Source organism: Microbacterium invictum (assembly GCF_034421375.1).
GTDB lineage: Bacteria > Actinomycetota > Actinomycetes > Actinomycetales > Microbacteriaceae > Microbacterium > Microbacterium invictum_A.
Genome location: NZ_CP139779.1, coordinates 3,032,105 through 3,057,735 on the forward strand (window position 1 = coordinate 3,032,105; position 25,631 = coordinate 3,057,735).

Here is a 25,631-nt window from a genome sequence, read left to right on the forward strand (position 1 = left end):
GGAGATGACGGTGGCCGAGACCCGCGACCCCGAGCACGGCTCGGGGTACACGATGCGCGGGCTGCAGGGCCGCGTGATCGAGGGGATCGGTCGCGCCATCATCCGAGGCGACTACGCCCCCGGCGAGCTCGTTCCCAAAGAGGCGGAGCTCACCGAGGCGTACGGCGTCAGCAGGACCTCGGTCCGCGAGGCGATGCGGGTGCTCGCGGCCAAGGGGCTGGTCGACATCCGGCAGAAGATCGGCACGCGCGTGCGGCGGACCGAGCAGTGGAACGTCTTCGACGCCGACATCCTGCGCTGGCACAGCGACGAGGGGCGCGGCGAGAGCATCCTCCGCGACCTCGTCGAGGTGCGCCAGATCATGGAACCCCAGGCCGCGCGGCTCGCGGCGGGGCGCGCGAGCATGGAGGATCTGCGCAAGCTCGAGACGGCCTTGAGCGCGATGCGCGCCGCCACCACCGATCGCGAGAGCTACGCGCACGCCGACGTCGATTTCCACGTCGCCGTCTACGGCGCCTCGCACAACGTCCTGCTGAGGCAGTTCGGAGCGGTCATCGCCGACTTCATGTACCTCAGCTTCAGCGTCCAGCAGCAGACGGCGTCGGGCGAGGAGGTGTTCGCCGGCGACGTGGAGCAGCATGCGGCGGTGTTGCACGCGATCCACCGGGGACGCGGCGAACAGGCGGCCGAGGCGATGCTCGACGTCGTGCTCGACGGGAAGACCGCTCTGATCCAGGCCCTCAGCGGATCGCGCGGCGACGGATCGCACGGCGACACCGTCACGTGAATCGCCTCACCCTCGCCGTGGGCGGCACCCGCGCCCTCGTGCTGCCCGATCACGGCGGTGCGGCCGCCGAACTGACGGTGGACGGCACGTCGGTGCTGGCGCGGACCCCCTGGGCGGCCGAGGTGCTCGCCGGTCGTGAACCGGCCTCCGATGAGGCGACGTGGGTCGGTCGCTGGACGGGCGGATGGCAGCTGTGCTTCCCGAACGCCGGCGCCCCCGACCCCGATGCGCGGCCGGCACAGGGCTTCCACGGCGTCGCGTCGCAGGACCGGTGGAGTGTCGGCGACACCGGTGACGCGCACGTCGACCTGCACTGGGCCGACGAAGCAGGTCTGTCGATCCGGCGCCGGTGGGTCGTGTCCGAGAACACGCTGGCCGCCGTCACCACCGCCCGCAACGGCGGCGAGGCCTCCCGCCCGATCGGGATCGCCGAGCATCTGATCCTGGGCGGCGAGGTCCTCGCCCCGGTCGTGGACGCCGACGGGATGCTGCGGATCGACGCCTCGGGATTGCTCGTCGAACTCGACTACGCGGGCACCCCGACGGGACGGCGGACCGCGTGGCCGGGCGAGGAAGCGTGGCCGGGCGGAAACTGGGCGCGCGTGGACCGGCGCACACCGGCGCGGGTGGCCGCCCTGCGGCATCCGTCCCCCGGCATCGTCACGGTGACCGGCCCGAGGCTTCGGGCGACCGTGTCATGGGAGGGCCTCGCGCACGCCCTGCTCTGGGAGGAGATCGGCGCGAGCACGGACGCGCCCTGGAACGGAGCGGTGCACGCCCTCGGCGTCGAACCGACCTCGACGCCGCACGGCGCGGGCACCGCCTATCCGGACGGCGCGATCGATCTCGCGCCCGGGCAGAGCATGACGTGGACCACGCGTCTGGAGATCGGGATCACCGACATGGGGGCCGCCACGCCCGCCGACGAAGGAGGACGAGCATGACCGCAGCACCCGCGGCGAGACCACCGCTCCGCTGCATCGTGACGGGAGCGCGCCACGGGATCGGTGCCGCGATCGCGGAACGGCTGGCCAGCGGCGGCGACACCGTCGTCGGCATCGACATCGAACCCGGATCCGGCCCGACGAGGATCGTCGCCGCCGACCTCGCCGATCCCGCCTCGCGTGCGTCGGGCTTCGAGCGAGGGCTGGCCGCCCTCGGCGGGGTGGATGTGCTGGTCAACGCCGCGGGGGTCTTCCGTGAGGGAGGCGTGCTCACCTCGACACCCGCCGACTGGGCCCCCGTCTGGGCGGTGGATCTCGAGGCGCCCCTCGACCTCATGCGCCTGGCCGCCGCGGTCATGGCACCCGCCGGTTTCGGCCGCATCGTCAACATCACGAGTGTGCACGCCCGCGTCGGCAGCCGCGAGAGCATCGCCTACGACGTGGCGAAGGCGGGTCTGGAGGCCGCCACGCGCTCGGCCGCGCTCGACCTCGCCGGGCACGGAGTGCTGGTCAACGCGGTGGCGCCGGGGTTCGTCCGCACCCGCATGAGCATGCTGCCCGACGGACGCGACGAGACCGAGACCGACGCGTTCCTCGCCACCTACGTCGAGGGTGGCCGCCTCCCCCTCGGGCGACCGGCCTCGCCCGCCGAGATCGCCGAGTCCGTGGTCTTCCTCACCGGACGCGGGAACACCTACATCACCGGTCAGGTCCTGACGATCGACGGCGGCCTGACGGCGACGTTCTGACACGCTCCGCTCACGTGATCGGCGGCCAGCTGCCCGGACGCGCGAGGGGAGCGTCACGCACCTCGACATGGTCATCGTCGACCGACGCCGACACCAGCACCAGCGAGTACGAGCGGACGCCCTCGAAACTGTCCTTTCGGATGATCGCCGCCGGATCGGCCGCGCCGACGGCGGCGGAACGGTCGAGGACCGTCATCCAGTCGTCCGGCGAGGCGGCGCGGAAATCGTCCAACCACCGCGAGATCCGCGGCGAACGCTCGTCGTCGACCTCGTCATGCGCCACCATGTGCGTGCCCGGCCCCAGCTCGGTCTCGGTGAGGGCCAGGCCGTCCCACGACACGACGCGAGCACGGCGTCCCTCGATCTCGACGAGATTGAAGCCCCGCGTCGCGGGAGCACCCTCGGGCGGGCGGCCCGCGACGGAGTTCAGGGCGATCGAGCCGCGAGTGCTCATCGCGCTGTCTGGCCGGTCGGAGAGATCGTGCCGGTTGAGCAGCACCGCGACGCGACGAGCGCTCGCATCCGCCGCCATCCAGGCGCCACCCGCACGGGCGTCCCGAATGCCGACCACCCCCGGGAAGTCGCCGTCCCACCACGCCCCCAAGCGGTTCCACGGCCGATCGGGATCCTCATCGCGCACGGCGAGAAGGCGCACCGGATGAAGGGCGCCGACCTCGGGGACCGAGACGATCACGGTGCACATGCGGCGCCTCCGTCCGGGCGTGCCAGACTCGAGCCATGTTCGTCGTCGTGGGGGTCACGGGCGGCATCGCCGCATACAAGACGGTCCATCTGGTTCGTGCGCTCGTGCTCGACGGTCACGAGGTACACGTCATCCCGACCGAAGACGCCCTCCGCTTCGTCGGTCGCCCCACGTGGGAAGCCATCAGCCGTCACCCCGTCACCACCTCCGTGCACGACGACGTCGCTCAGGTGCGGCACGTCGCGCTCGGCCAGAAGGCCGATCTCGTCGTCGTGGCCCCCGCCACGGCGAACTTCCTCGCGAAGTTCGCCGCTGGCCTGGCCGACGACCTGCTGGGAACGAGCCTACTGGCCACCAGCGCGCCGGTCGTCGTCGCGCCGGCCATGCACACCGAGATGTGGCGACACCCCGCCACGACCCGCAACATCGCCGTGCTGCAGCAACGCGGCGTGCACATCGTCGGCCCGGAAAGCGGGGCCCTCACCGGGGGCGACGTGGGGCCGGGACGGATGTCGGAGCCCGACGCCATCCATGCATTCGTCGCCGGGCTGCTCGTCGGCGACGACGTCCTCAGGCAACCAGCGGGTCGGCTCTCGGGGCTTCGGGTTCTCGTCACCGCCGGCGGCACCCGGGAGGCGATCGACCCGGTGCGCTACATCGGCAACCGATCGAGCGGGCGCCAGGGCGTGGCGGTCGCGGTGGCCGCAGCCGAGCGCGGCGCGGACGTGGCGCTCGTCGTCGCCCACGTCGATTCGGGGGTGCTCGACGAGGCCGACGCCCACCCGTCGATCACCGTCGAGCATGCCGGGACCGCCGCTCAGCTCGCCGACGCCGTGGCGCGCTTGGCGCCGACAGCCGACGTGGTCGTGATGGCGGCGGCCGTCGCCGACTACCGGGTCGCCGACCCCTCTCAGATCAAGCTCTCGAAGGAGGGCGGTGGCGGCACACTGCAGCTCACGCTCGAGGAGACCTCCGACATCCTCGCGGCCACGACAGCCGCTCGCCGTGACGGTCAGACCATCGTCGGCTTCGCCGCGGAGACCGAGCCCGACCACGACGCACGGCTGGAGAGGGCGCGACGAAAGCGCGCGCGGAAGGGCGTCGACATCCTCGCTGTGAACGAAGTCGGCTGGACCAAGGGCTTCGAGACGGTCGACAACGCACTCACCCTGATCGGAGCGGACGATTCCGTGCTCGCGAGCGTCGCGGGGACCAAGCGCGAGGCGGCCGAGGCGCTCTGGGACGCGGTGAGCGCCCTCCGCGACGGCAGGTGATCAGGCGGTGGCCCGCATGAGGCACGCCTCGGCGGCGACCCAGCCGAGCATCGCGCACTTCACGCGCATGACGTAGCGGGCGACCCCCTGGAACGCGGCGGCGTCCTCGAGGCGTTCGGGCGGCTCGACGCCGGGCGAGCGGAGCATGGTGCGGAAGTCCCCGATGAGGTTCCGCGCGGCGTCGACCTCGGCCCCCGTCAGCAGTCCCGACATCACCGACGCCGACGCCATGGAGATGCTGCAGCCCTGCCCCTCCCACGCCAGTTCGCGCACGACGCCGTCCTCGACAACGAGGCCGAGGGTGATCTCGTCCCCGCACGAGGGGTTCAGCTCGTGGTGGGTCAGGGCGAACCCCGAGACATCGCCGCGCCCCTCCGGGTGGCGCGAATGGTCGAGGATGACCTCGCGGTACAGGCTCTCGAGATCACTCATCGGTCGGCTCCGAAGAAGGGGCGCACCTCGGCGAGCGCGGCGGAGAACCGCGCCACATCGGCGGCATCGGTGTAGACGTAGGCGCTGGCGCGGGTGGTCGCCGCCACCCCGAGCCGGCGGTGCAGGGGCTGCGCGCAGTGGTGCCCGGTGCGCACGGTGATACCCCGGTCATCGAGGAACTGCCCCACGTCGTGCGCGTGCACACCGTCGACGATGAAACTCACGAGCGGTCCGCGCTCCGACCCGGCGGGCACGCCGACCAGGCGGACGCCAGGGGTCGCCGCGACTGCGTCGACCAGCAGACCGGTCATCTCGTGCTCGTGCGCCGCCACCGCCGGCATCCCGATCTCCCGGAGATAATCGGATGCCGCGGCGAACCCGACCGCCTGACTCACTGGCTGGGTACCCGCCTCGAACCGGTTCGGCGCGGGGAGGAACTCGGCCGACTCCATCGTCACCGTGGTGATCGTCGATCCCCCGGTGCGGGCAGGGGGCAGCAGGTCGAGCAGCTCCTTCCGGCCCCAGAGCGCGCCGATGCCGGTCGGCCCGAGCATCTTGTGCGCCGAGAACGCGGCGAAATCGACGCCGAGCGCGGTGAGGTCGACCGGATGATGCGGCACCGACTGGCATGCATCGAGCAGGGTGAGCGCCCCGACGCCCCGCGCCAGCGCGACGACATCACCGACGGGGGCGACGTAGCCCGTGACGTTCGAGACGTGCGCGAAGGCGACCACCCGCGTGCGGGCGGTGATCACCGCGGCGAGGTCGTCGATGCTCCAGAGGCCCGCGTCGTCGACCGCGACCCACCGGAGGGTCGCACCGGTACGCGCCGCCAGGCGCTGCCAGGGGAGGAGATTGGCGTGGTGCTCGGCTTCGGTGACGACGATCTCGTCGCCGGGGCCCAACCCGAAGCGGGCGCGCGCGTCGGCGCCGCCGAGCCCGAGCGCGGCATCCGACATCCCGAGGGCGACCATGTTGATGGCGTCCGTGGCGTTCTCGGTCCAGACGATCTCGTCGTGCGCCGCACCTACGAAGGCAGCCACGCGGGCGCGGGCGTTTTCGAAAGCCAGGGTCGCCGCTCCGGTCGCCATGCTCGACCCGCGATGCACCGCCGCATAGTCGGTAGCGACAAAGGCCGCCTCGGCGTCGATCACCTGCCGCGGGCGTTGCGAGGTCGCCGCGGAGTCGAGGTAGGCCCGGTCGGGATGCGCGTCACGGAAGGGGAAGTCTTCGCGGACGCGGGAGGTGACGGTGTTCATCACCCTCCAGTCTCTCGCGGATCGCGCGGGAGCAGGACGTCAGGAACGCATCGCCTTCATCGCCGCGAGCACGTCGACCGCGGAAGCGATCGTCCGGCGCTCGAGCGGCTGGTCGTGGCCGAGGTCGGCGAGCGACTGGTACGCCATGTCGCGACGGCCGATGACGAACCAGATTCCGCGGGCGGGTTGATCCGTCTCGTTGACGTAGAGGTGCGGGCGCCCCGAATCGAAGCAGAATGAGTCGCCGGGCTCGAGTTCGTAGGTGTCGAAGTCGATCTTGAGGGTGAGTCGTCCCTCTTGAAGAACGCCGTACTCGAGGCCGGCGTGCCGCATCATCTTGCCCTCCATCGAGCTGGAGGCCCGCGGCGCGTACGTCACGACGAGCGGATCAGCGACAGCGCTCTCGCCGACGGCCAGACGCTCCCAGGTGACACCGTTCTCCATCTCGATGACCGGGTTGTCGCGGCGGCGCTGAACGACGCCGCCCTCCGGCGCGATCGTCCCCCCGTCGCGGGCCGGGGCCGCGACCGCCGGCGACGCGGGTTCGCGATGGGCGGTACCCATGAGGCCGTCCAGCGACACCCCGAGGTAGGTGACCAGCCCGTACAGGGTGCTGACGGAGGGCTGCGTCTTCCCCGTCTCGACCTGCGACAGCAGGCTTGCCGACACCCCCACTGCCGAGGCGACGTCTCGCAGGCTCAGCTTGCGGGACTCCCGCGCTCGGCGGAGTTCGGAGCCGACGTCCAGCTGCATGTCCTCACCTCCGGCGGTGTCTGCGGAGCCTTTCACCGGCACTGAACGAACTCCGTACGCACATCGTAGTCGGCGCGGACTCGCCGAGCCGGACCGCCACCGCCCCCGTCCTCGTTCATCGCCACTACACGCCTGCCAGCCGGCCCGGGTGAGCGTCCGGGAGGGCTGCCGCGAGCAGCCCCGAGTTGGCCGGGGACGGCAGCAGCTCCCCCGCCTCGATCCGCTCCGCGAGCCGCAGGATCGCGGTGTTCACCGGTGCCGGTACACCGACCGCCTCCGACTGCCGCACGATGTACCCGCTGAAGGCGTCGAGCTCGGCGCGGCGGCCCTTGTCCCAGTCCTGCAGCACCGCCACGCGGGTGTCGGGGAGCGAGTAGCTCTCCAGCACGGCGTCGAGCAGATCCAGTGCGTATCGGTCGGAATCCGGCACCTCGTCAGCGGTCTTCCCGAAGATGGGGCGCATCGGGATCTGCAGGGCCCGGGCGACGGCGTACGCCTCGCGCGCGGCAGCATCCATCACCGCTCTCATGCCCGGCACTCCGACGGCGGTCAACAGCGGCACGCCGAGGATCGCCGAGGGGAGCATCTCCGGGATGTTGGCGAGCAGCTTCATCCACTTCGACGCCCGGATGTCGTCGGTGAGCTCGACCGTTCCGGCATGCCGCAGGATCGCGGCCACCTGCTCGACGCGCGGGGTGCGCTCGCCGCTCATCGCGCCCACCGTGAACCAGGTGCCGGCCGGCGGGATCTGCCGCACGACGACTCCTGGAGCCGGCATGTTGGCCGCGATGCCCAGGACGGCCCCGACCGACCGCGCGGGTCCGAGGATGTCGGCCACCGCGTCGATCGTCATGCCGTTCTGCAGCCCGACCATCACCGAGCTCGCCCCCATGAGGGGCGCCATCAGCTCGCAGACCCACCTGGTGTCGTACGTCTTCACCGACGTGAAGACGATGTCGAACGGATGCCGGAGCTCTGCCACCTGGCAGAGGTGGTAGACCTCGACCGGGGTCACCTGCGTCGCGGTCGGGAGGTGGACGGTCAGCCCGTCGGCGCGCATCGCCTCGACGTGGGCCGGCCACTGCTCGATGAAGGTCACGTCGAGCCCGGCGCGGATCAGGTCGGCTCCGATGGAGGCGCCGTTCGCGCCGGTCCCCACGACCGCGATGCGCACGCCGTCGAGGTCCGCAGGCCCGGCCGCGAAGGGCGGGGAGCCGGTCACTTCCGCACCGCGGCTCGGCGGCGGCGCGGAGAACGGCTCAACGCGTACAGGATCGCGGCGGCCAGGATGAGCACGCCCTGCAGGACGTACTGCCACATCTGGTCGAGCCGCAGGAACACCGTGGCATTGAGCACCTGCACCAGGAGCATCGAGCCGAAGAGGGTGCCGACGAAGGTCCCACGCCCGCCGAGCAGGCTCGTCCCGCCCAGGACGACCGCGGTGATGCTCGACAGCGTGTACGCGACTCCCTGCGACGGGTCACCGACCCCGATCTGCGTCATCAGCATGATGGCGCCGAGGAAGGTGAGCATCGACGTCGCGACGTACGCCAGCACGATGGTCCGGTTGACGTTGACCCCCACCCGCCTGGCCGATTCCTCGTCGGATCCAGCGGCGCGCAGGCGCCATCCCCAGCGCGTGCGCCGGAGGGCGAACTCGAGGCCCACGACCACCGCGACGAGAACGATGAAGGCGAGCGGGATCGGCCCGATCTTCGTCGTGATCAGCCGCGACACCTCGGCGTTGATGTAGCCGTCGGCGGTCGGACGGAGGATGAAGCTCATGCCCTGGAGGGCGATGTACACCGTCAGCGTGGCCGCGATCGCGGTGAACCGGACGAAGCGGATCAGCGAACCGTTCACGAGGCCGACGACGATCGACGTGCCGAGCATCGCGGCGAAGCCGAGGAGGATCGACGCTCCGGGCGACTCGTCGAGGATGAAGAACGAGCCGACCACCACGAGGAACCCCACGAGGGGCCCCACGGACAGATCGATCCCGCCGGTCAGCAGCGCGATGGTCTGGCCGAGGGCGATGAATCCGAGCGCCGAGACGAGTAGCAGCATGGCGGAGATGTTGAACTCGCCCAGGTAGCGGTCGTTCTGGGCGAAGATGAACGCCCCGAGCACGACCATCACCGCGACCAGGAGCACGGCGGGGGCGTAGTCGCCCTGGATGAAGCGCCGGATGCGGGCACGCCAGTCGCCGGCTGCACCGCGGGATGCGAGGATCGAGGAGTCGTCGATACGCACCGTCTGCGTGGTCGAGCTGACGGCCGCGCTGATCATCCGCTCCTCGGTGAGGGTGTCGTCTCTCAGCACGTCGACGACGTGTCCGCGGGACATGACGATGACCGTGTCGCAGAGGCCCTCGAGCTCTTTGGCGTCGGACGACGCGACCACCACGGGAATCCCCGCAGCGGAGACATCCCGGAGGATCTGGTAGATCTCGGCCCGCGCTCCGACATCCACGCCCTGGGTGGGTTCGTCGGCGAGCACGAGCTCCGGCTCCGACAGCAGCGCGCGGCCGACCATGACCTTCTGCTGATTTCCGCCCGACAGCGAGGCGACGGGTGCTTCGAGCGACGCCGCCTTGACCGACAGCGAGCCGAGCGTGTCGGCGACCATTCCGATCTCGCGCTTCCGGTTGAGCAGGAAGCCGGAGCGGAAGCGCGTGAGCGCGGACACCGCAGCATTCTCACGGACCGTCAGACGGGTGATGAGTCCCTCCGTGAGCCGGTCGGCCGGCAGGTAGGCGGCCTCGCGGAGAAGGTGCCTGGCCGACACCTCGCCGCCGTTGATGGACACCTGCCCGTCGAAGGAGGTCAGACCAGCGAGTGCGCGGAGGAGATCGCTCTGCCCGTTGCCCACGACCCCTGCGACGCCGATGATCTCCCCACGACGAGCCGTCACCGACACGTCCTTGAATCCCGGTCCCGACAGGCGCTCGAGGACGAAATTTGGCGCCTCGTCCTGGACGGCCCGGAACTTCGGCGGGAAGGTCGAGTCGAGCTTGCGGCCGACGATGAGGGAGAGGAGCTCCTGGTCGGAGATCTCGTGGACGACGGCCGTGGCTCGGAGCCGCCCGTCCCGCAGCACGGTGACGCGGTCGGCGAGTTCGCGCACCTCCGCGAGACGGTGCGTGATGTAGACGACCGATGTGCCGCCGGAGACGAAGTCCCGCACGAGATCGAAGAGCAACCTCACCGACTCCTCCCCGAGGGGAGCGGTCGGCTCGTCGAGCACCAGGAGGACCGGCTTGACGGCGATGGCCTTCGCGATCTCCAGCAGGTGCTTCTGCGCGACGGACAGCGTCTCCACGCGGTCGGCCAGGTGCACCCGCAGGTTCACCTTCGCCAGCAGCGAGCGCGCGAAGTCCTCCTTGGAGGGGGCGTCGGCGAAGACGGCGGGCGGCAGGGCGACGAGCAGATTCTCCAGAACGGTCAGGTCGGCGAGGACCGCGGGATGCTGATGGACGAAGGCGATTCCGCGGCGGGACGCCTCCCGGGGATCGATGTTGTCCAGTTCCTCCCCCGCGAGCACCATCGACCCCGTGTCCGGACGGATCGTCCCGGTCGCGATGTTCATCAGCGTCGATTTGCCGGCGCCGTTCTCACCCAGGAGCGCATGGATCTCCCCCGGACGCACGTCCAGTGAGACATCGGTCAACGCGGCGACGCCGCCGAAACTCTTCGAGATTCCGGACATGACCAACGTGTCGACGGTGGTCTGCGCTTCGGATGCTTGGATGTTCACGGGATGCTCCTCGCTGGGTTCTCGCGGCGTTCTCAGGGCGGCTCCCGGAGCCTCCCGGTCCGCGGGTGGGCGGACCGGGAGGATCGGATACCGGCGGGTCCTCGGCTATTCGAGGAGAGCCGCTTGCTCGTCGGCGTTCATCTCGGCCGAGAGGTAGATGTCGCCGGGCAGGTCGTCGCGGCACTGCACCTCACTGGGGTCGCTGTCCACGGAGTCCTCGAAGGGCGGGGCGGAGAAGACCGTCTCGTCGGGGATCTCCCCGCCGGTCGCGCGGGCGACCGCGTGCTGGACGGCGAGACGGACGTTGTCGTTCCCAGTGGCCACAGTGAAGAGCTGGAAGTCGGGGTTCGTCGGGGACTTCTCCTGCCAGAAGCACGCCAGGACGTTGCCGTCGGAGGTGACGAGCGCCGGGATGGAGCGTCCGCTCTTCTCGAACTCGGGGAGAGCGCCGACCAGCGACGGGCCGAAGTCCGACACGATCACATCGATCTGGTCGTATTTGGCGATGGCCGCCGTCAGGACCTGCTGGGTGAGAGCCGGATCCCAGTTGGTGACCTCGTAGGGCTGCTCGCCGATGAACTGGTACTTCGGGTCGGTGAGCACCGACTCGAAACCCTCCCGCTCGTCGAGACCCTGGCTGTTGCCGGCCGGGCCGCTGAGGAACAGGATGTTCGCACCATCCGGGAAGTTCTCCTGGATCCACTCACCCCACGCGACGCCGTCGGCGACGAAGTCCGCCCCGACCCAGACGTCGTAGTCGGTCCCGTCCTCGCCGCCCGGGTCCACGCGGTAAGGCACCGTGACGACCCCCGCCTGATAGGCGCTTCGCAGTGCCGGCAGCATCGCTTCACCGGCGTCGGGGAAGACGACGATCGCGTCGGCGCCCGAGGCCACCATCCCCTGGATGTCGGAGATGGCCTTCTGCGTGTCGCCCTGGCCGTCGGCGTAGAGGTACTCCACGACGCTCGGGCACTTCTCCACCTCGGCCTGACCGGCGGCCGTGGTCACCAGCCGCCAGCTGTTGCCGCCGAAGCCGTCCAGAAGCCCCACGACCGCCTCATCGGGTCCGCACCACGAGGGGACGTCGCCGGCGGGGGCGTCGGCCCCGGCGTTTCCTCCCGCGTCGCTGCCGCCGCCGGAGGCACAGGCGACGAGGGCGAGGGCTGAGACGCCCGCGATGGCGAGCGAAGCAGCGATTCTGCGTGTGATCATGTTGTTCTCCCTATCCGCGCGACCGCCTCGTCGCGCCTTTCTCGGTGCACCTCGCTCGTGACAGCGAAGGGTCAGGTGGTGGCCGGGGCCAGCGGTTCCGATCGCGACGCGAACCGGCGTCGGAGGGCGGCCCAGTCCACCGTGTAGATGGCTACGCCGATGGCGAGCGCCGCCGCCTGCACGAGGGTGCGAACGGCGAAGGGGACCCCCAGCGCGAGGACGAACTGGTCGAGCTGGCTGAGGAAGAGCGCCGCAGCCACCGTCGCGACGGGATACCCCCGGCCGCCGAGGAGCGAGGTCCCGCCGAGGACCACGACGGCGACGGAGGTGAGCAGGTAGGTGTTCCCCTGGAAGGCCGTCGGCTGATTGGTGATGCCGGCGAGGAGGATCCCGGCGGTCGCGAACAGCAGCTGGGCCCAGAGGTAGGCCGCGCCGCGGTGCGTCCGGTAGCGGAGCCCGGTCGCCCGTGCGGCGGCGGGATTGGAGCCGACGGCCTCGAAACGTCGGCCGGCGACCGTCCGCTTGACGAGGAGCGCGACGACGACGAGCACGACCGCGGCGATGAGGACGGCGTGTGGGATCCCCGCGGTACGACCTCCGGCGATCGAGCTGAGCAGTCGCGTGGTCGTCCGTGGAATGCCGCCCGAGATGCCGAGCACGGCACCGAAGAGGAGCGCGTTGGTCCCCAGGGTGGCGATGATCGGATTCAAGCCCAGACGGCCCACCATGAAGCCGTTCAGCAGTCCGGCGCCGACGGCCCAGGCGTATACCGCGAGGATGGCGGGGACGAGCAGCGCGTCGTTCTCGTTCGGGATGTGCGTGGAGAGCACGACGGCCAGCGAGACGGCGCCCGGCACGGACAGATCGATGCCGCCCTGTTGCACGACGAGCATTTGGCCGAGGCCGACGATCGCCAGGACCGACGCGAAGGGGAGCATTCCAAGCACCGCTCCCGGGGCAACACTGCTGGGTGCGAGAGCGAATCCGAGGACGACGAGCACGACCGTCGATGCGGCCATCGTCATCAGGCCCTTCGACACGCCTCGACCGGTGCTGGTGAGGCGTCGCGGTGTCGCGGCTTCGGTCATGCTCTCTCCCTCGATAGCAACCGCCGTCCGTCTTCGGCGAACAGAACGTTGAGCCACACTTTATGGATCCAGGACCGTGTTCACAAGAGGCCACGGTAACGATTCGGTGTAGTGACCCGAAATTCCGCGCCTCAGCGCCAGAATCCAGGGCTCGTCATACGATCTGCGATGCGCTACCGTTTCACTTGCACTGAACGAAGATGTTCTAGAGAGGTAGACATGAGCAGCATCCACCGCCGAGCTCTCGTCGTCGGAGCGTCGGGGATCGCCGGCCAGACGGTGTCGCGACAGCTGATCGACCAGGGATGGGAGGTCCACGGCCTGGCCCGGCGCCCCGGCAGGCGCCCGGACGGCGTCCGGCCCATCACCGTGGACCTGCTGGATCCGGACGCGACCGCGACCGCACTGGCGGGGATCCGGCCGGAAATCGTCATCGTCACGGCGTGGATCCGGAAAGACACCGAGGCGCAGAACATCGAGGTCAACACCGCGACGCTACGGAATCTATTCGCGGCACTGGAACCCGACGGCGGTGTGCGGCACGTGGCTCTCCTCACAGGGCTGAAGCACTACCTCGGTCCTTTCGAGGACTACGCCACCGGCGTCAAGGCGGAGACGCCTTTCCACGAGTCGGAGCCGAGGCTTCCCAGCCCGAACTTCTACTACGCCCAGGAAGACGTCCTCTTCGAGGCCGCCGAGAAGCTGGGATTCACCTGGAGCGTCCACCGTTCGCACACGGTCTTCGGCTTCGCCGTCGACAACGCGATGAACATGGTGCTCACGCTCTCGGTCTACGCCACGCTCTGCCGGGAGCTCGACCGCCCGTTCGTCTTCCCCGGGTCGATCGCCCAGTGGAACTTCGTCACCGACGTCACCGACGCCGACCTCCTGGGTGAGCAGCTGGTCTGGGCGGCCACCCACCCCGAGGGCGAGAACGAGGCGTTCAACATCGCCAACGGCGACCAATTCCGGTGGCGCTGGCTGTGGCCGCAGATCGCCGACCACTTCAACGTCGCGTGGGCCGGGCCCTCCGAGACGCCCCTCACCCTGGAAGAGCAGATGACCGCGCTCGCACCGGGAGTCTGGACGCAGATCGCCGAGCGCGAAGGCCTTGCCGAGCCGGATGTCACCAAGCTCGCGTCGTGGTGGCACAGCGACAGCGACCTCGGGCGCGAGGTCGAATGCCTCACCGACATGACGAAGAGCCGCGAGGCCGGCTTCCTGAACTTCCGGTCCACCCCGAAGAGCTTCTTCGACAAGGTCGACCGCTACCGGGAGGCTCGCCTCATCCCCTGACCGGGTCCGCGAGGCTCACCGAGAGCCGCGGAGTTCGATGTGCGCCTTGATCGTCTCGCCCGGTCGCTGTGCCGCAGCGAGGGCGTCCGTCGCCTCGTCGATGCCGAACCGCTGAGTGACCAGCGACGACAGATCGATGCCGGTCTGTGCCATGAAGCGCAGCGTCTCGGGCCAGACGCCCGGTGACCCGATCGACCCTGTGATGGTGAGTTCCTTCGACTGGATGAGACCGAGCTTCGCCGGCGCCTCCCTGCCCACGTCGATCCCGATGTATCCGACGCGGCCCTTGAAGGCAGCGATCTCCAGAGCACGGGCCATCACCTCGGGCCGTCCGCTTGCCTCGATCACCACATCGGCACCCCGGCCTCCGCTCTCCTGCGCCAGCACGTCGTCGAGCTCGCCGGGGTCGACGGCGCGGTGGGCGCCGAGTTCGAGGGCACGCTCCCGCCGTGGGGCGCTCGGCTCGGCGACGATGGTCTTCGCCCCGAGTGCCGCGGCGGCCGCCGTCACGCAGAGGCCGATCGGTCCGGCGCCCAGCACGACCAGGACGTCGCTGGCGTTCACGTTGCCGACGCGCATGAGCGCGTAGTAGGCGACGCTGAACGGCTCGACCAGCGCACCGTTCGTCCACGAGACGGTCTCGGGGAGCCGGTGCAGCCAGCTCTCCTTGGCGACGAAGAACTCCGCCGCGGCGCCACTGATGGAGAAACCGAAGTGGTCGTCCCCGATGACGCACTCGCCGACCACGCGGTCGCCCACGGCGAGCCCCTTCACCTGCGAACCGGTCGCCACGACCTCTCCCGACCACTCATGGCCGGGGATGATCGGGTAACGGAAGGGGATGATGTAGCGCCCCTCGAGCAGTTCGATGTCGGAGTGGCAGACGCCGACCGAGCGGGCGGCGACGAGCACCTCGTCGTCGCCGATCGCAGGGACCGGCAGCTCCTTCAACGACGGCGTGCCGGGAGCCAGGTATTGCAGGGCTTTCATCTTGTGAACCTCTCCGGTCACTCGGCTCGTACGAGCACCTTGATCTGGTCGCCGGTGGGAGACAGGAGCGTCTCGAATCCCTTCTCGACGATGTCGGTCATGTCGATCCGTGCGCTGACCACCTTCTCGACGTCGAGCCGGCCCCGCCCGATCAGGTCGATGATCCGGGGCCAGTCGGTGACCGGGTAGCACCAGGTGCCCCGCAGGGTGATGTCGCGCTCGGAGAGCACCATCGGGTCGATCGCCGCAGGCTTGGTGTGCAGACCGGTCTGAGCGACGGTCCCCGCCGCACGGACGGATGCCAGCGCCGTCTGCAGCGCGATCTCATTCCCCGAGCACTCGATCACGGCATCCACGCCTATGCCGCCGGTCCGGTCTCGGATCTCGGCGACGACGTCGGTGCTGCGCGGGTCGAGCAGCTCACCGACATCCAGAGAGCGGGCCAGTTCCTGACGCCGGGGGTTGATCTCCGACATGAAGACGGTGGCACCCAGCGCCGAGGCGTACAGCGAGGCGAGCGCGCCGATCGGACCGAGTCCCGTGACCAGCACCGTGTCACCGGGTCGCACACCCGCACTGTCGACGCCGTACGCGGCGACCGCCGTCGGTTCGACCAGCGCCCCCTGGATGTCGCTCATGGTGTCGGGGAGCTTGGCGACCTTCGACTCGGGAACCACGCACTGAGCGGCGATCCCGCCCCACGCGTCGCTCAAGCCGACGCACGCCATCGACGTGCACAGGTGATTCAGTCCGCGGCGGCAGAAGTAGCAGACCCCGCAGAACAGCAGCGGCATGACCGACACCCGGTCTCCCACGCGGACGGTGGTGACCTCGGCGCCCACCTCCAGAACCTCGCCCGAGAATTCGTGGCCGAGGATCTGGGGTGCGGCCGACCCGTTGAGCGGGTGGGGCCGCGTCGGGATGACGATCGGGCCGACTGCGTACTCATGCAGATCCGTGCCGCAGATGCCGCACCAGAACGGCTTGAGCCGGACCTCCCGGGCGCCGACGGCGGTCGGCTCTGCGACATCCTCGACGCGGACGTCCTTCGCATCATGGAAGACGGCTGCTCGCATGGCGATCCTTCACCTTTCTTGATCTACCGCTCGGCGGGTGGGGTCGAAGAGGACCTTTCCGTGTATCTCGCCCCGGGCGAGCCGTGCCAGCTGTGCCGGCACCTCGGAGAGCGGATACACCGCCTCGACGAGTGCGTCGCCGAGTTCCGTCTCCGCCAGAATCTCCAAGGCCGGTGCGAGGTCTTCGCCGCAGACATGGGCGACGGTGGTGGCCAGTGTCACCTCGTTGAGCACGAGGCGATGCATGTCCAGCTCCTGCGGGGTGGATGGAAGCCCGACGCAGAGGATTGTGCCGCCCGGCCGGACGAGCCCAAGGGCATGGGTCAGCTGACCCGGCGCGCCGGTCGCCTCGATCACCACATCTGCGCCGCGAGGACCCACTGCCTCGCGGAGCACCTCGGTGGTGCCGTCTCCCACAGGCACCACGCGGGCCGCTCCCACACGCAACGCACGGTCGAGTCGCGGCCCCGCGAAGTCCACGACCGTGATGTCGGCGTCGACGAGAGAGGCCAGGCCGGCGAGGATGAACGTTCCGATCGCGCCCGCTCCATAGAGGATGACGCGGTCGCCGTCGCGGACTCCGGCTCGTCGTGCAGCATGCAGACCCACGGCGAGCGGCTGCGCGACGCCGGCGACATCGAGCGAGCATCCCGCGGGGATCGGAACCAGCGTGGACGTGTCGACCGCAACGTACTCCGCGAGACCGCCGTCGACATTCAGACCGTACGTGACGTATTCCTCGCAGAGGTTGGTCCGCCCCTCTCGACATCGGTCGCACCGGCCACAGGAGACGCCTGCGCCTGAGGCGACGTGATCACCGACATGGAATCCCTCAGAGCCCTCCGGGGACAGCTCGACGATCTCGCCGACGAACTCGTGGCCGAGGATGAGCGGCCCGCGATGACCGCTCACAGGATGCGCGCGATCGACGGGGAAAATGAGTGGCCCGGACTTCCACTCGGTGGCGTCGGTGCCGCAGATGCCGCTGCGGAGCACCCTCAGGAGAGCCTGCCCCTCTCCGAGTCGGGGGCGGGCGCGCTCCTCGACGCGGACATCTCCGCGCCCGTAGTACACGGCTACCTTCATAGACGTGCTACTGGAACCGGTCATCGTGCTCACGCTTCGCCGCGCCCCCAGACGGTGTTGAGGTGGGATTGGGCGTCGCGGTTGAGGTTGAGGGGCCCGTCGATGGTGTAGTAGCGGCGGCCGGCGACGATGAGCTCTTCGGCGGGGAACTTGGTGATGACTTCGCAGCCGTCGGCGGTGACGACGACTTCCTCCTCGATGCGGGCGGCGCCCCAGCCGTCGGCGGCGGGCCAGTAGGTCTCGAGGGCGAACACCATGCCCTCTTCGAGGGTCTCGGGGTGGTCGAACGAGGTCAGGCGGGAGAAGATCGGCTTCTCCCAGATCGACAGGCCGACACCGTGGCCGTACTGCAGGGCGAACGCGGCCATCTCGTCGGGGAAGCCGAACTCCTCCGCCTTCGGCCACACCGCGACGATGTCGGCGGTGGTGGCGCCGGGCCTGACGAGGGCGATGGCGCGGTCCATGTACTCGCGGGCCCGGGTGTAGGCGTCCTTCTGCGCGGGGCTCGCCGACCCGACGGCGAAGGTGCGGTAGTAGCAGGTGCGGTAGCCGTTGTAGCTGTGCAGGATGTCGAAGAACGCGGGGTCCCCCGGCCGGATCAGCCGGTCGGAGAACACGTGCGGGTGGGGGGAGCAGCGTTCCCCGGAGATCGCATTGACCCCTTCGACGTACTCCGACCCGAGGTCGTACAGCGTCTTCGCGACAAGACCCACCGCCTCGTTCTCGCGCACGCCCGGGCGAAGGAACCGGTACAGCTCCTCGTAGGCGGCGTCGACCATCGATGCCGCCTGGGTGAGCAGGCGGATCTCGTCGTGCGTCTTGACACGGCGCGCCTCCATGAACACCTGCTGGCCGTCGACGACCTCGATCCCCTCCCGCTGCAGCGCTAGGAGCACGGGCATCTCGACCACGTCGACACCGAGCGGCTCGTTCGCGAGCCCGAACCTCTCCAGCTCCCGCTTGATCTTTCGGGCCACATCCCCGGCCAGGTCCGCGTCGGGCGGGAACGCCCCCCGCAGCGTCGAGATCCCCGCCCGCGCGCCGCTCTCCAGCCGAGGCCGCTTGGCGCCCTCGTGCGGGGCATGGGGATTCGCGTCGGCCTCGGCGGTGGTGACATCCAGCCACGGGTTGTACAGCGCGTGGTGCTTGGCCGCCGAACCGAAATCCCACACGATCGGATCGGTCTTCCGGGTCAGCAGCGCGAACCGGATCAGCTTGTCCATCGCCCACGTGCCGATGTGGGTGCCGCTCATGTACCGGATGTTGGAGAAATCGAACGCCAGCACCGCCCCGAGACTCGACCGGTCCAACTCGGCGTGAAGCCTGGCAAGCCGCGCATCGCGCAGCCGCTCCATGTCGACCCGCTCTTCCCAATCGACCGCCGCAGGACCCGTCGTACCGGTGCTCTTCATCAGGTTCGCTCTCTCTTCCTCAGACGACCTCGATCAGACGAGGATCATCCCGCCTTCAATGGGGATCACCTGGCCGGTGATGTAGTCGGAGTCCGAGCTCGCAAGGAATAGACCGGTGGGGACGATGTCCGCAGGATCGGCCGGTCGCCCCAGGAGGATGCCGCTCGCCATCGAATCGAAGCCGTTCTGTCCCTCGCCGATCTCCTCGAGCTCCCTGTCCAGCTTCGTCCAGAGCGGCGTGGCGACGACGCCCGGCGCGAAGGCGTTGACGGTGACGTGGTGCTCTGCCAACGCACGTGCTGCCGCCTGCGTCAACGAGATCACGGCGGCCTTTGCCGCGCTGTACGGCGCGAAGCTCGAGAACCCCTGGCGCCCCGCGATGGATGCCGTATTCACCACTTTCCCGCCGGCCCCTTGTGCGAGGAACTGGCGGGCCGCCTCTTGCGTGCCGATGAGGACGCTCAGCGCGTTGACGCGCATCACCGCTTCGAAGTTCGACTCACTGACATCGAGGAACTTCATCGGCGCATTCATGCCTGCGTTGTTGAAGTACGCATCCAGACGCCCGTATCGTTCGACGGCCGTCGCGATACCGCTTCGCACAGTCTCCCGGTCCGTGACATCCACCTTCACCGCGATCGCGTGGCCGCCGGCCGCCGCGATGTCTGCGGTGAGGGCCTGGGCAGCGTCTTCGTTCAGGTCGGCGACGACGACGTTCGCGCCCTCGTCTGCGAAGCCGCGCGCCAGCGCGGCGCCGATGCCCGAGGCGCCGCCGGTCACGATGATCGTCCGGCCCGCCACACGTCCGCTCATCAGGATGCTCCTTCGCCTCCGCCGTGCTCTCGCGAGCAGCGCCACACCAACGTGTTCACTGATACTGAACTTAGACGCATCCCGTGGGCGGACGCAACTACTCTTCCTAGGGCATCTTGCGGCGCGGCGGCGTCCTGTGTTGAGTGGTAGTGGATTAGTTCAGTGGAGCGAACGCTCGAGGACGAGCGCTCGCAAGGAGGGAGCCGACATGGCTTTTCAGGTGAGCGGCGTGCATCACGTCGGGGTCACGGTCCGTGACATGAGGCGGTCGTTTGAGTGGTATTCGAGGATGTTCGGATTCGAACCGGGCCCGGTCCACCACGGTGCCGGCCCTGAGCTCGAGCGCGGCGTGCAGGTGACGGGCGCCGAACTGTCGTTCTCGATGATCAGGGTGGGCGACGTCAACATCGAGTTCCTTGAGTACCACCGGCCGGAGGGGAAGGAGTGGGATCGCACGAACGGCGACGTCGGGTCGACCCACATCTGCTTCGTCGTCGACGACATGCAGGCCGCCTACGACGATCTGTCCTCCCGCGGAGCCGTCTTCAACGGCCCGCCGGTGACCCTCACCGACGGCGATCTCGCCGGCTCGCAGTGGGCGTATCTTCGGGACCCGGACGGCATTCAGCTGGAGATCTGGCAGTACCCGAAGGCGTGACCCACGGTCGGAGCACAAACGCGAAGGGGCCTGATAACACGCCGCCTGCCTGAGGGAAGGCCCGGCGCGTCGCGCGCAAGGCCGCCGTTGTGATAGCCGCGTCAGCGGTGGTCGGCGAACCAGGCGATAGCGGCGCTGGAGACCACTGCCGGCGACTCCAGCTGAGGGAAGTGACCGACACCCGGAAGGATACGGCGTTCATAGGGCGCCGCGAACTCGCGTTCCCGCCCGTCGGCCATCGCCGATAGCGAGCATCCATCGGCGGCACCCGTCAGGAAGAGGGTCGGCACCCTGATGGGGACGCCGATCTCCCCGAACCCGCCGCCGCGGTACATCTCGATCGGCGCGGGCATGCTGGCGGCGATCGTGGCTTTGACACGGCCTCGATGCGCGCTCGGCACCCGCCCCGGCGGCGACCAGCGATCCCACAGCCGGTCGAGGTAGGCGTAGTTCTTCCCGCTCACGCGGCGCTCCGCCCACCCCCGGACCTGGAACTCCACGATGTAGCGGCTCAACCACAGCTGACGCGGATGCCGGACGGTGTTCCGCGAGATGGCACGGGGGTGCGCCCCCGACATCAGCACCGCGGAACGGAAGGCCCCGGGCTCTGCCGCCATCGCCGCGAAGGACAGCTGGGCGCCGTAGTCGTGCGCGAGAAGATGCACAGGCCCGCCGCCGTCGGCGGCTCGCGCCTGCGCGAGGAGGTCGTCGCGGAGCGAGGCGAAACCCAGGTCGCCACCGAGGGGCGACGGCGCGTAGCCGCGAAGGTAGGGCGCGACGACCCGATATCCCTCCGCAGCGAGCGCGGCCGCGACGGCATCGAACGTCGACGCGTCGTCGGGGAACCCGTGCAGGGCGAGGACGACGCCGGATGAGACCGCGGTGCTGTCCCGAGCCGGCTCGGTGATGCGTGCCGCGAACTCACCGCGCGCCGTGGCGAGTCGGGTCTCCCACGCTGTCATCGCGCGACCCGCTGCGCCGCGTCGATGGCCGCCGGCGCGGCCGCGGCGCGCCGCGGCGGCACGAGGGCGATGCAGACGACGGCGGTGACGGCGAGGACCGCCGCCGCCACCCAGGATGCCGACCCGAGGCCGATCGCGAACGCATCGCGCGCCGCCTTGGCGATCGCCTCCCCCGCGGGGCCGAAGGCCTCGGACGCGCCGATCGCCGCGCCGGCCCCCGACTCGATCACCTCCCGCGCCGGCTCGGGCACGCCGTCCAGGACGCCGGCGATCTCGTCGCGGTAGCTCGAGAGCAGGACGCTCGAGAGCACCGCGATGCCGAGCACCCCGCCGACCTCGCGGGTGATGTCGTTGACGGCGCTCGCGATGGAGCGGCGCTCGGCCGGGAGCCCCTCGATGATCAGCTCGGTGCCCGGGGTGATCCCCATCCCGAATCCGACGCCGAAGACCGCCAGCGCGGCGGCGAGCATCCAGATGGAAGCCCCCGCCCCCTCGCCGAGCGTCACCGCCGCCCCGGCGAACCCGCCCGCCATGAGCACGAGCCCGAGCGCCCCCGGGGTGCCCTGACCGAAGCGCCGTGCCAGGGCCACCGAGCCGCCGATCCCCGCCCCGACTCCGAGCGGAATGACCAGGAGCGACAGGGCGGCCCCCAGCGGGGTGAACTCCTCCACCAGCTGCAGGTACTGGGGCGCGAGGACGAACAGGCCGAGCGAGGCGAAGAACTGCGCGGTGACGATGAGCGACCCGGCCGACAGGCCGCGGCTGCGGAAGAGACGCACGTCCAGCGACGGCTCCTTCGCCCGCAGCTGGTGCACGATGAACGCCGCGACCCCGACGATGCCGACGGCGAGCGCGGCGAGCACGAGCGGGTCGTCCCAGCCGAGCTTCGGGCCCTCGATGACGGCGAAGACGATGCCGGTGAGGGCGAGCACCGACCAGAGGGCCGCGAGCGGGTCGGCCGACAGCCGGGGGTTGCGGTTCTGGGCGACGAGGATCAGCGACGGGATGACCAGGAGCAGCGCCACCCCGCCGAAGAGGAGCTGCACACTCCCCCACCAGAACCACTCCAGCAGGACGCCGGCGACGATGGTGCCTGCGACCGCCCCGGCCGAACTCACTCCCGACCACACCGCGATGGCGAAGGTGCGCCGCTCGGGCGGATAGGCGTCGACGAGCGCCGAGAGGGTCACCGGGAAGATCGCGGCCGCGCCCGCCCCCGAGATGGCCCGGAGGGCGATGAACCAGGCGGGATCGGGGGCGAACGCCGAAGCGACGGATGCCGCGCCGAAGACGCTCAGGCCCACGACGATGATGGTCCGCCGCCCGATCTTGTCAGCCAGGAGCCCCGCCGTGAGAAGGAACGCGGCGAAGGTGAGGGCATAGGCGTCGATGATCCAGGTCAGCTCCGACTGGTCGGCCTCGAGGTCGGTCGCGATGTCGGGCAGCGCGATGGCGAGGGCCGAGTTGCCGGCGACGACGAGCGCAAGACCCACGCACAGGCTGATCAGCAGCCCCCTCAGTCGCGCATCGGACGGGGCGCGGGTCGAGGACGCGCGGGTGGTGGACATGGCAGTTCCCTTCGGATTCGGAATGATTCGGAATCCATACTCTTCCGTTTCCCGAGGGCTGTCAATAGACTTCTCGCATGAGTCCCGAGCGCACACCCTCCGAAGAACTCGAACGCAGCCGCACCGAGGCATCCGAGGTCAGCTGGGCGCTCCGCGATCTGAATCGCGCCACCGCCGACCTCGATCGGGCCCTGGCGGATCACATGCGCCTCCGGCCCATGGACTACGACGCCATCGGCCACGTCATGGACGCCGAGCGCGACCCGCTCGGCACGCTCGAGCTCGCCGCACGACTGCGGATCAGCCCGGGGTCGGCGACCGAGCTCGTCGACCGGCTCGAGAAGGCCGGGCACGTCCGGCGGGAGCGCAGCCGGACCGATCGGCGCCGCGTGCAGGTGAGCGTCACTCCGCACGCGATCGCTCAGGTCCTCGGCGACCTCGGGCCGCTCTTCCGCCTGCTCGACGACCTCGCCGCAGGGTACCCGCCCGCCGAGCAGGAGGTCATCGCCGGATTCCTCCGCGGCGCCGCGGAGCGCACGCGCACGTTCATGGCGACCCTGGATGCTGATACCCTCCCTACGTGACCCTGACGTGTCGTTGTTGTGAGTGAGCGCCGCTCGGCGCGCCTTCGACGACCACTCACCTCCGGCTGCCACGAGCGGCCCCGACTCAGGAACACACCGTGCGCTACGCCTCCCACGTCGCCGATCTCGTCGGCCACACCCCCCTCGTCCGCCTGAACCGCGTCGTCGCCGACGTGAAGCCCACCGTCCTGGCGAAGGTCGAGTACTTCAACCCCGGCGGCTCGGTGAAGGACCGCATCGCCCGCCGCATGATCGACGCCGCCGAAGAGAGCGGCCAGCTGAAGCCCGGCGGCACCATCGTCGAGGGCACGAGCGGAAACACCGGCGTGGGCCTGGCCTTGGTCGCCCTCCAGCGCGGCTACCGCATGATCTTCGTCGTGCCCGAGAAGTTCTCCGGCGAGAAGACGGCGGTCCTCCGCGCCTACGGCGCCGAGATCGTCACCGTTCCGACGAACGTGCCGCCGGATCATCCGGACTCCTACTACTCGGTCAGCGATCGCCTCGCCGCCGAGATCCCGGGCGCATTCAAGCCCAACCAGTTCGCCAACATCAACGGTCCGCTCTCGCACTACGAGACCACCGGCCCCGAGATCTGGGATGACACCGAGGGCCGCGTCACCCACTTCGTCGCGGGTATCGGCACGGGCGGCACGATCACCGGTACGGGGAAGTATCTGAAGGATGTCTCCGACGGCCGCGTCACGGTCATCGGCGCCGACCCCGAGGGGTCGATCTACTCCGGCGGTCCCGTGCACGGCTACCTCGTCGAGGGGGTCGGCGAGGACTTCTGGCCCACCACGTTCGACCCGAGCGTCGTCGACCGCTACGAGCGGGTCGACGACCGCGAGTCGTTCGAGATGACCCGCCGGCTGGCGCGCGAGGAGGGCCTCCTCGTCGGCGGATCGTGCGGCATGGCGGTCGTCGCGGCCCTGCGCACCGCCCGCGAGCTCAGTGAGGACGATGTCGTCGTCGTCATCCTCCCCGATTCGGGCCGCGGCTATGTCAGCAAGATCTTCGATGACGAGTGGATGACGAGGAACCTGCCGTGAGCGTCGACAACAGCACCCCCGATGCGCAGACCCGCCGCTTCGACAGTCTCGCCGTCCACGCCGGGCAGGAGTTCGATGCCACCACCGGCGCGGTGATCCCGCCCGTTCACTTCTCCACCACGTTCGCGCAGGACGGCATCGGCGGGCTCCGCCAGGGCTACGAGTACGGCCGCAGCGGCAACCCGACCCGCACGGCGCTGCAGCGGCAGCTCGCGGCGCTCGAGGGCGGCGCCCACGCGTTCTCGTTCTCGTCGGGCCTCGCCGCCGAAGACGCGCTCCTGCGCGCAACGCTGAAGCCCGGCGACAGCGTGCTGCTCGGCAACGACGTCTACGGCGGCACCCACCGGCTGCTCGCCCGGGTGCTCGCCCCCTGGGGTGTCGAGATGCGCACGGTGGAGATGTCCGACCCCGAAGCCGTGCGTGCGTCGCTCGCCGAGCGCCCCGCGCGGCTGGTGTGGGTCGAGACGCCGTCGAACCCCCTGCTGAAGATCACCGACATCGCCGAGCTCGTCGCGATCGGGCACGAGGCCGGAGCCCTCGTCGTCGTCGACAACACCTTCGCCACGCCCGCCCTGCAGCGCCCGCTCACCCTCGGCGCCGACGTCGTGGTGCACTCGGTGACGAAGTACCTCGGCGGGCACTCGGATGTCGTCGGCGGGGCGCTCGTGCTCGATGACGACGAACTGGCCGAGAAGATCGGGTTCCTGCAGTTCGCCGTCGGTGCGGTCTCGGGCCCGATGGACGCGTGGCTGGCATCGCGGGGCATCAAGACGCTCGGAATCCGGATGGCGCGCCACAGCGCCAATGCCGCCGCGATCGCCGCCTTCCTCCGAGATCACTCCCACGTTGCGCGCGTGTACTACCCGGGGCTGGAGGACCATCCCGGTCACGCGATCGCCTCGCGCCAGATGTCGGACTTCGGCGGGATCGTCTCGGTCGCCTTCGAGTCGGGCGAGCTCGCCCGCCGGTTCGCGGAGTCGACGACGCTCTTCCAGCTCGCCGAGTCTCTCGGCGGCGTGGAGTCGCTGGTGAACTACCCCGACGCGATGACCCACGCCTCGGTGCGCGGCACCGATGCGGCGGTGCCGGTCGAGGTCGTGCGCCTGTCGGTGGGGATCGAGGACCCCGCCGACCTCATCGCCGACATCGAGCAGTCACTGCGCCTCGCCACGCGCTGAGC

Annotated in this window: 24 protein-coding genes; 9 read left to right on the forward strand and 15 right to left on the reverse strand. The window is 69.9% G+C overall.

Annotation, left to right across the window (positions count from 1 at the left end; translation table 11 throughout):
• Positions 1-10 precede the first annotated feature (10 nt).
• From T9R20_RS14565 to T9R20_RS14575, 3 genes are read left to right on the forward strand one after another with little or no spacing between them, the layout of a single operon-like run.
• Positions 11-787, forward strand: a complete 777-nt coding sequence (locus T9R20_RS14565) for a FadR/GntR family transcriptional regulator (protein ID WP_322410030.1) — start codon at positions 11-13, stop codon at positions 785-787.
• Positions 784-1,731 (forward strand): hypothetical protein, encoded by a 948-nt coding sequence (locus T9R20_RS14570; RefSeq protein ID WP_322410031.1) that lies wholly within the window; start codon positions 784-786, stop codon positions 1,729-1,731. Before T9R20_RS14565 ends, T9R20_RS14570 begins: the two co-directional genes overlap by 4 nt.
• The gene (locus tag T9R20_RS14575) at positions 1,728-2,480 is read left to right on the forward strand and encodes an SDR family oxidoreductase (protein WP_322410032.1); all 753 of its coding nucleotides are present in this window, start codon (positions 1,728-1,730) and stop codon (positions 2,478-2,480) included. The genes T9R20_RS14570 and T9R20_RS14575 overlap by 4 nt, the downstream gene beginning before the upstream one ends.
• Positions 2,481-2,490: 10 nt before the next feature.
• Here T9R20_RS14575 and T9R20_RS14580 read toward each other — a convergent pair whose 3' ends face one another.
• Entirely contained in the window at positions 2,491-3,183 is a 693-nt protein-coding gene (locus tag T9R20_RS14580) for an NRDE family protein (RefSeq protein ID WP_322410033.1), read from the reverse strand.
• Positions 3,184-3,218: 35 nt separating this feature from the next.
• On the opposite strand from T9R20_RS14580, the gene coaBC reads away from it, so the two are divergent.
• Complete coding sequence (coaBC, locus tag T9R20_RS14585; RefSeq protein WP_322410034.1) at positions 3,219-4,457, forward strand: bifunctional phosphopantothenoylcysteine decarboxylase/phosphopantothenate--cysteine ligase CoaBC; 1,239 nt, start codon at positions 3,219-3,221, stop codon at positions 4,455-4,457.
• Here the strand turns inward: coaBC and sufU are convergent, their stop codons facing one another.
• The 7 genes from sufU to T9R20_RS14620 form a co-directional block, all read right to left on the reverse strand.
• On the reverse strand, positions 4,458-4,889 hold the full coding sequence (sufU, locus tag T9R20_RS14590; protein ID WP_322410035.1) for a Fe-S cluster assembly sulfur transfer protein SufU: 432 nt from the start codon (positions 4,887-4,889) through the stop codon (positions 4,458-4,460).
• Positions 4,886-6,148 carry a SufS family cysteine desulfurase gene (locus tag T9R20_RS14595; protein ID WP_322410036.1) on the reverse strand — a complete coding sequence of 421 codons (1,263 nt, stop codon included), beginning with the start codon at positions 6,146-6,148 and terminating at the stop codon, positions 4,886-4,888. Before T9R20_RS14595 ends, sufU begins: the two co-directional genes overlap by 4 nt.
• Positions 6,149-6,187: 39 nt before the next feature.
• A complete protein-coding gene (locus T9R20_RS14600; protein ID WP_322410037.1) occupies positions 6,188-6,901 on the reverse strand; it encodes a cupin domain-containing protein in 714 nt (237 codons plus the stop codon).
• 124 nt (positions 6,902-7,025) lie between these two features.
• A complete protein-coding gene (locus T9R20_RS14605; RefSeq protein WP_322410038.1) occupies positions 7,026-8,123 on the reverse strand; it encodes a 2-dehydropantoate 2-reductase in 1,098 nt (365 codons plus the stop codon).
• Entirely contained in the window at positions 8,120-10,657 is a 2,538-nt protein-coding gene (locus T9R20_RS14610) for an ATP-binding cassette domain-containing protein (protein WP_322410039.1), read from the reverse strand. The genes T9R20_RS14605 and T9R20_RS14610 overlap by 4 nt, the downstream gene beginning before the upstream one ends.
• Before the next feature lie 105 nt (positions 10,658-10,762).
• Positions 10,763-11,869, reverse strand: a complete 1,107-nt coding sequence (locus tag T9R20_RS14615; protein WP_322410040.1) for a substrate-binding domain-containing protein — start codon at positions 11,867-11,869, stop codon at positions 10,763-10,765.
• Positions 11,870-11,940: 71 nt separating this feature from the next.
• Positions 11,941-12,957 (reverse strand): ABC transporter permease, encoded by a 1,017-nt coding sequence (locus T9R20_RS14620; RefSeq protein WP_322410041.1) that lies wholly within the window; start codon positions 12,955-12,957, stop codon positions 11,941-11,943.
• Positions 12,958-13,176: 219 nt separating this feature from the next.
• Here T9R20_RS14620 and T9R20_RS14625 point away from each other — a divergent pair, with 219 nt between their 5' ends.
• A complete protein-coding gene (locus T9R20_RS14625; protein WP_322410042.1) occupies positions 13,177-14,253 on the forward strand; it encodes an SDR family oxidoreductase in 1,077 nt (358 codons plus the stop codon).
• Between the two features lie 15 nt (positions 14,254-14,268).
• On the opposite strand, the gene T9R20_RS14630 is transcribed toward T9R20_RS14625, so the two are convergent.
• The 5 genes from T9R20_RS14630 to T9R20_RS14650 are packed head-to-tail and all read right to left on the reverse strand — an operon-like array spanning position 14,269 to position 19,630.
• Positions 14,269-15,243, reverse strand: coding sequence for a zinc-dependent alcohol dehydrogenase (locus T9R20_RS14630; protein WP_322410043.1), 975 nt, complete (start codon positions 15,241-15,243; stop codon positions 14,269-14,271).
• 17 nt (positions 15,244-15,260) lie between these two features.
• Complete coding sequence (locus tag T9R20_RS14635; RefSeq protein WP_322410044.1) at positions 15,261-16,319, reverse strand: 2,3-butanediol dehydrogenase; 1,059 nt, start codon at positions 16,317-16,319, stop codon at positions 15,261-15,263.
• 9 nt (positions 16,320-16,328) lie between these two features.
• Positions 16,329-17,429 (reverse strand): zinc-dependent alcohol dehydrogenase, encoded by a 1,101-nt coding sequence (locus tag T9R20_RS14640; RefSeq protein ID WP_322410045.1) that lies wholly within the window; start codon positions 17,427-17,429, stop codon positions 16,329-16,331.
• Positions 17,430-17,434: 5 nt separating this feature from the next.
• Complete coding sequence (locus T9R20_RS14645) at positions 17,435-18,817, reverse strand: Xaa-Pro peptidase family protein (protein WP_322410046.1); 1,383 nt, start codon at positions 18,815-18,817, stop codon at positions 17,435-17,437.
• A 33-nt stretch (positions 18,818-18,850) separates the two neighbouring features.
• Positions 18,851-19,630 (reverse strand): glucose 1-dehydrogenase, encoded by a 780-nt coding sequence (locus T9R20_RS14650; protein ID WP_322410047.1) that lies wholly within the window; start codon positions 19,628-19,630, stop codon positions 18,851-18,853.
• A gap of 208 nt (positions 19,631-19,838) precedes the next feature.
• Here T9R20_RS14650 and T9R20_RS14655 point away from each other — a divergent pair, with 208 nt between their 5' ends.
• The gene (locus tag T9R20_RS14655; protein ID WP_322410048.1) at positions 19,839-20,288 is read left to right on the forward strand and encodes a VOC family protein; all 450 of its coding nucleotides are present in this window, start codon (positions 19,839-19,841) and stop codon (positions 20,286-20,288) included.
• A gap of 101 nt (positions 20,289-20,389) precedes the next feature.
• Here the strand turns inward: T9R20_RS14655 and T9R20_RS14660 are convergent, their stop codons facing one another.
• Both T9R20_RS14660 and T9R20_RS14665 read right to left on the reverse strand, forming a co-directional pair.
• The gene (locus tag T9R20_RS14660) at positions 20,390-21,250 is read right to left on the reverse strand and encodes an alpha/beta hydrolase (protein ID WP_322410049.1); all 861 of its coding nucleotides are present in this window, start codon (positions 21,248-21,250) and stop codon (positions 20,390-20,392) included.
• Positions 21,247-22,818, reverse strand: coding sequence for an MFS transporter (locus T9R20_RS14665; protein WP_322410050.1), 1,572 nt, complete (start codon positions 22,816-22,818; stop codon positions 21,247-21,249). The genes T9R20_RS14660 and T9R20_RS14665 overlap by 4 nt, the downstream gene beginning before the upstream one ends.
• A gap of 77 nt (positions 22,819-22,895) precedes the next feature.
• On the opposite strand from T9R20_RS14665, the gene T9R20_RS14670 reads away from it, so the two are divergent.
• The 3 genes from T9R20_RS14670 (at position 22,896) to T9R20_RS14680 (ending at position 25,629) form a co-directional block, all read left to right on the forward strand.
• A complete protein-coding gene (locus tag T9R20_RS14670) occupies positions 22,896-23,402 on the forward strand; it encodes a MarR family transcriptional regulator (RefSeq protein WP_322410051.1) in 507 nt (168 codons plus the stop codon).
• A gap of 98 nt (positions 23,403-23,500) precedes the next feature.
• The gene (locus tag T9R20_RS14675; protein ID WP_322410052.1) at positions 23,501-24,451 is read left to right on the forward strand and encodes a cystathionine beta-synthase; all 951 of its coding nucleotides are present in this window, start codon (positions 23,501-23,503) and stop codon (positions 24,449-24,451) included.
• A complete protein-coding gene (locus tag T9R20_RS14680; protein WP_322410053.1) occupies positions 24,448-25,629 on the forward strand; it encodes a cystathionine gamma-synthase in 1,182 nt (393 codons plus the stop codon). Before T9R20_RS14675 ends, T9R20_RS14680 begins: the two co-directional genes overlap by 4 nt.
• The last annotated feature ends 2 nt before the right edge of the window (positions 25,630-25,631 follow it).

Coding starts and splice junctions, on each gene's coding strand:
- T9R20_RS14575 (WP_322410032.1), top strand. CDS start 1,728: ATGACCGCAGCACCCGCGGCGAGACCACCGCTCCGCTGCATCGTGACG.
- T9R20_RS14580 (WP_322410033.1), bottom strand. CDS start 3,183: ATGTGCACCGTGATCGTCTCGGTCCCCGAGGTCGGCGCCCTTCATCCG.
- coaBC (WP_322410034.1), top strand. CDS start 3,219: ATGTTCGTCGTCGTGGGGGTCACGGGCGGCATCGCCGCATACAAGACG.
- sufU (WP_322410035.1), bottom strand. CDS start 4,889: ATGAGTGATCTCGAGAGCCTGTACCGCGAGGTCATCCTCGACCATTCG.
- T9R20_RS14595 (WP_322410036.1), bottom strand. CDS start 6,148: ATGAACACCGTCACCTCCCGCGTCCGCGAAGACTTCCCCTTCCGTGAC.
- T9R20_RS14600 (WP_322410037.1), bottom strand. CDS start 6,901: ATGCAGCTGGACGTCGGCTCCGAACTCCGCCGAGCGCGGGAGTCCCGC.
- T9R20_RS14615 (WP_322410040.1), bottom strand. CDS start 11,869: ATGATCACACGCAGAATCGCTGCTTCGCTCGCCATCGCGGGCGTCTCA.
- T9R20_RS14620 (WP_322410041.1), bottom strand. CDS start 12,957: ATGACCGAAGCCGCGACACCGCGACGCCTCACCAGCACCGGTCGAGGC.
- T9R20_RS14625 (WP_322410042.1), top strand. CDS start 13,177: ATGAGCAGCATCCACCGCCGAGCTCTCGTCGTCGGAGCGTCGGGGATC.
- T9R20_RS14630 (WP_322410043.1), bottom strand. CDS start 15,243: ATGAAAGCCCTGCAATACCTGGCTCCCGGCACGCCGTCGTTGAAGGAG.
- T9R20_RS14635 (WP_322410044.1), bottom strand. CDS start 16,319: ATGCGAGCAGCCGTCTTCCATGATGCGAAGGACGTCCGCGTCGAGGAT.
- T9R20_RS14640 (WP_322410045.1), bottom strand. CDS start 17,429: ATGACCGGTTCCAGTAGCACGTCTATGAAGGTAGCCGTGTACTACGGG.
- T9R20_RS14645 (WP_322410046.1), bottom strand. CDS start 18,817: ATGAAGAGCACCGGTACGACGGGTCCTGCGGCGGTCGATTGGGAAGAG.
- T9R20_RS14650 (WP_322410047.1), bottom strand. CDS start 19,630: ATGAGCGGACGTGTGGCGGGCCGGACGATCATCGTGACCGGCGGCGCC.
- T9R20_RS14655 (WP_322410048.1), top strand. CDS start 19,839: ATGGCTTTTCAGGTGAGCGGCGTGCATCACGTCGGGGTCACGGTCCGT.
- T9R20_RS14660 (WP_322410049.1), bottom strand. CDS start 21,250: ATGACAGCGTGGGAGACCCGACTCGCCACGGCGCGCGGTGAGTTCGCG.
- T9R20_RS14665 (WP_322410050.1), bottom strand. CDS start 22,818: ATGTCCACCACCCGCGCGTCCTCGACCCGCGCCCCGTCCGATGCGCGA.
- T9R20_RS14670 (WP_322410051.1), top strand. CDS start 22,896: ATGAGTCCCGAGCGCACACCCTCCGAAGAACTCGAACGCAGCCGCACC.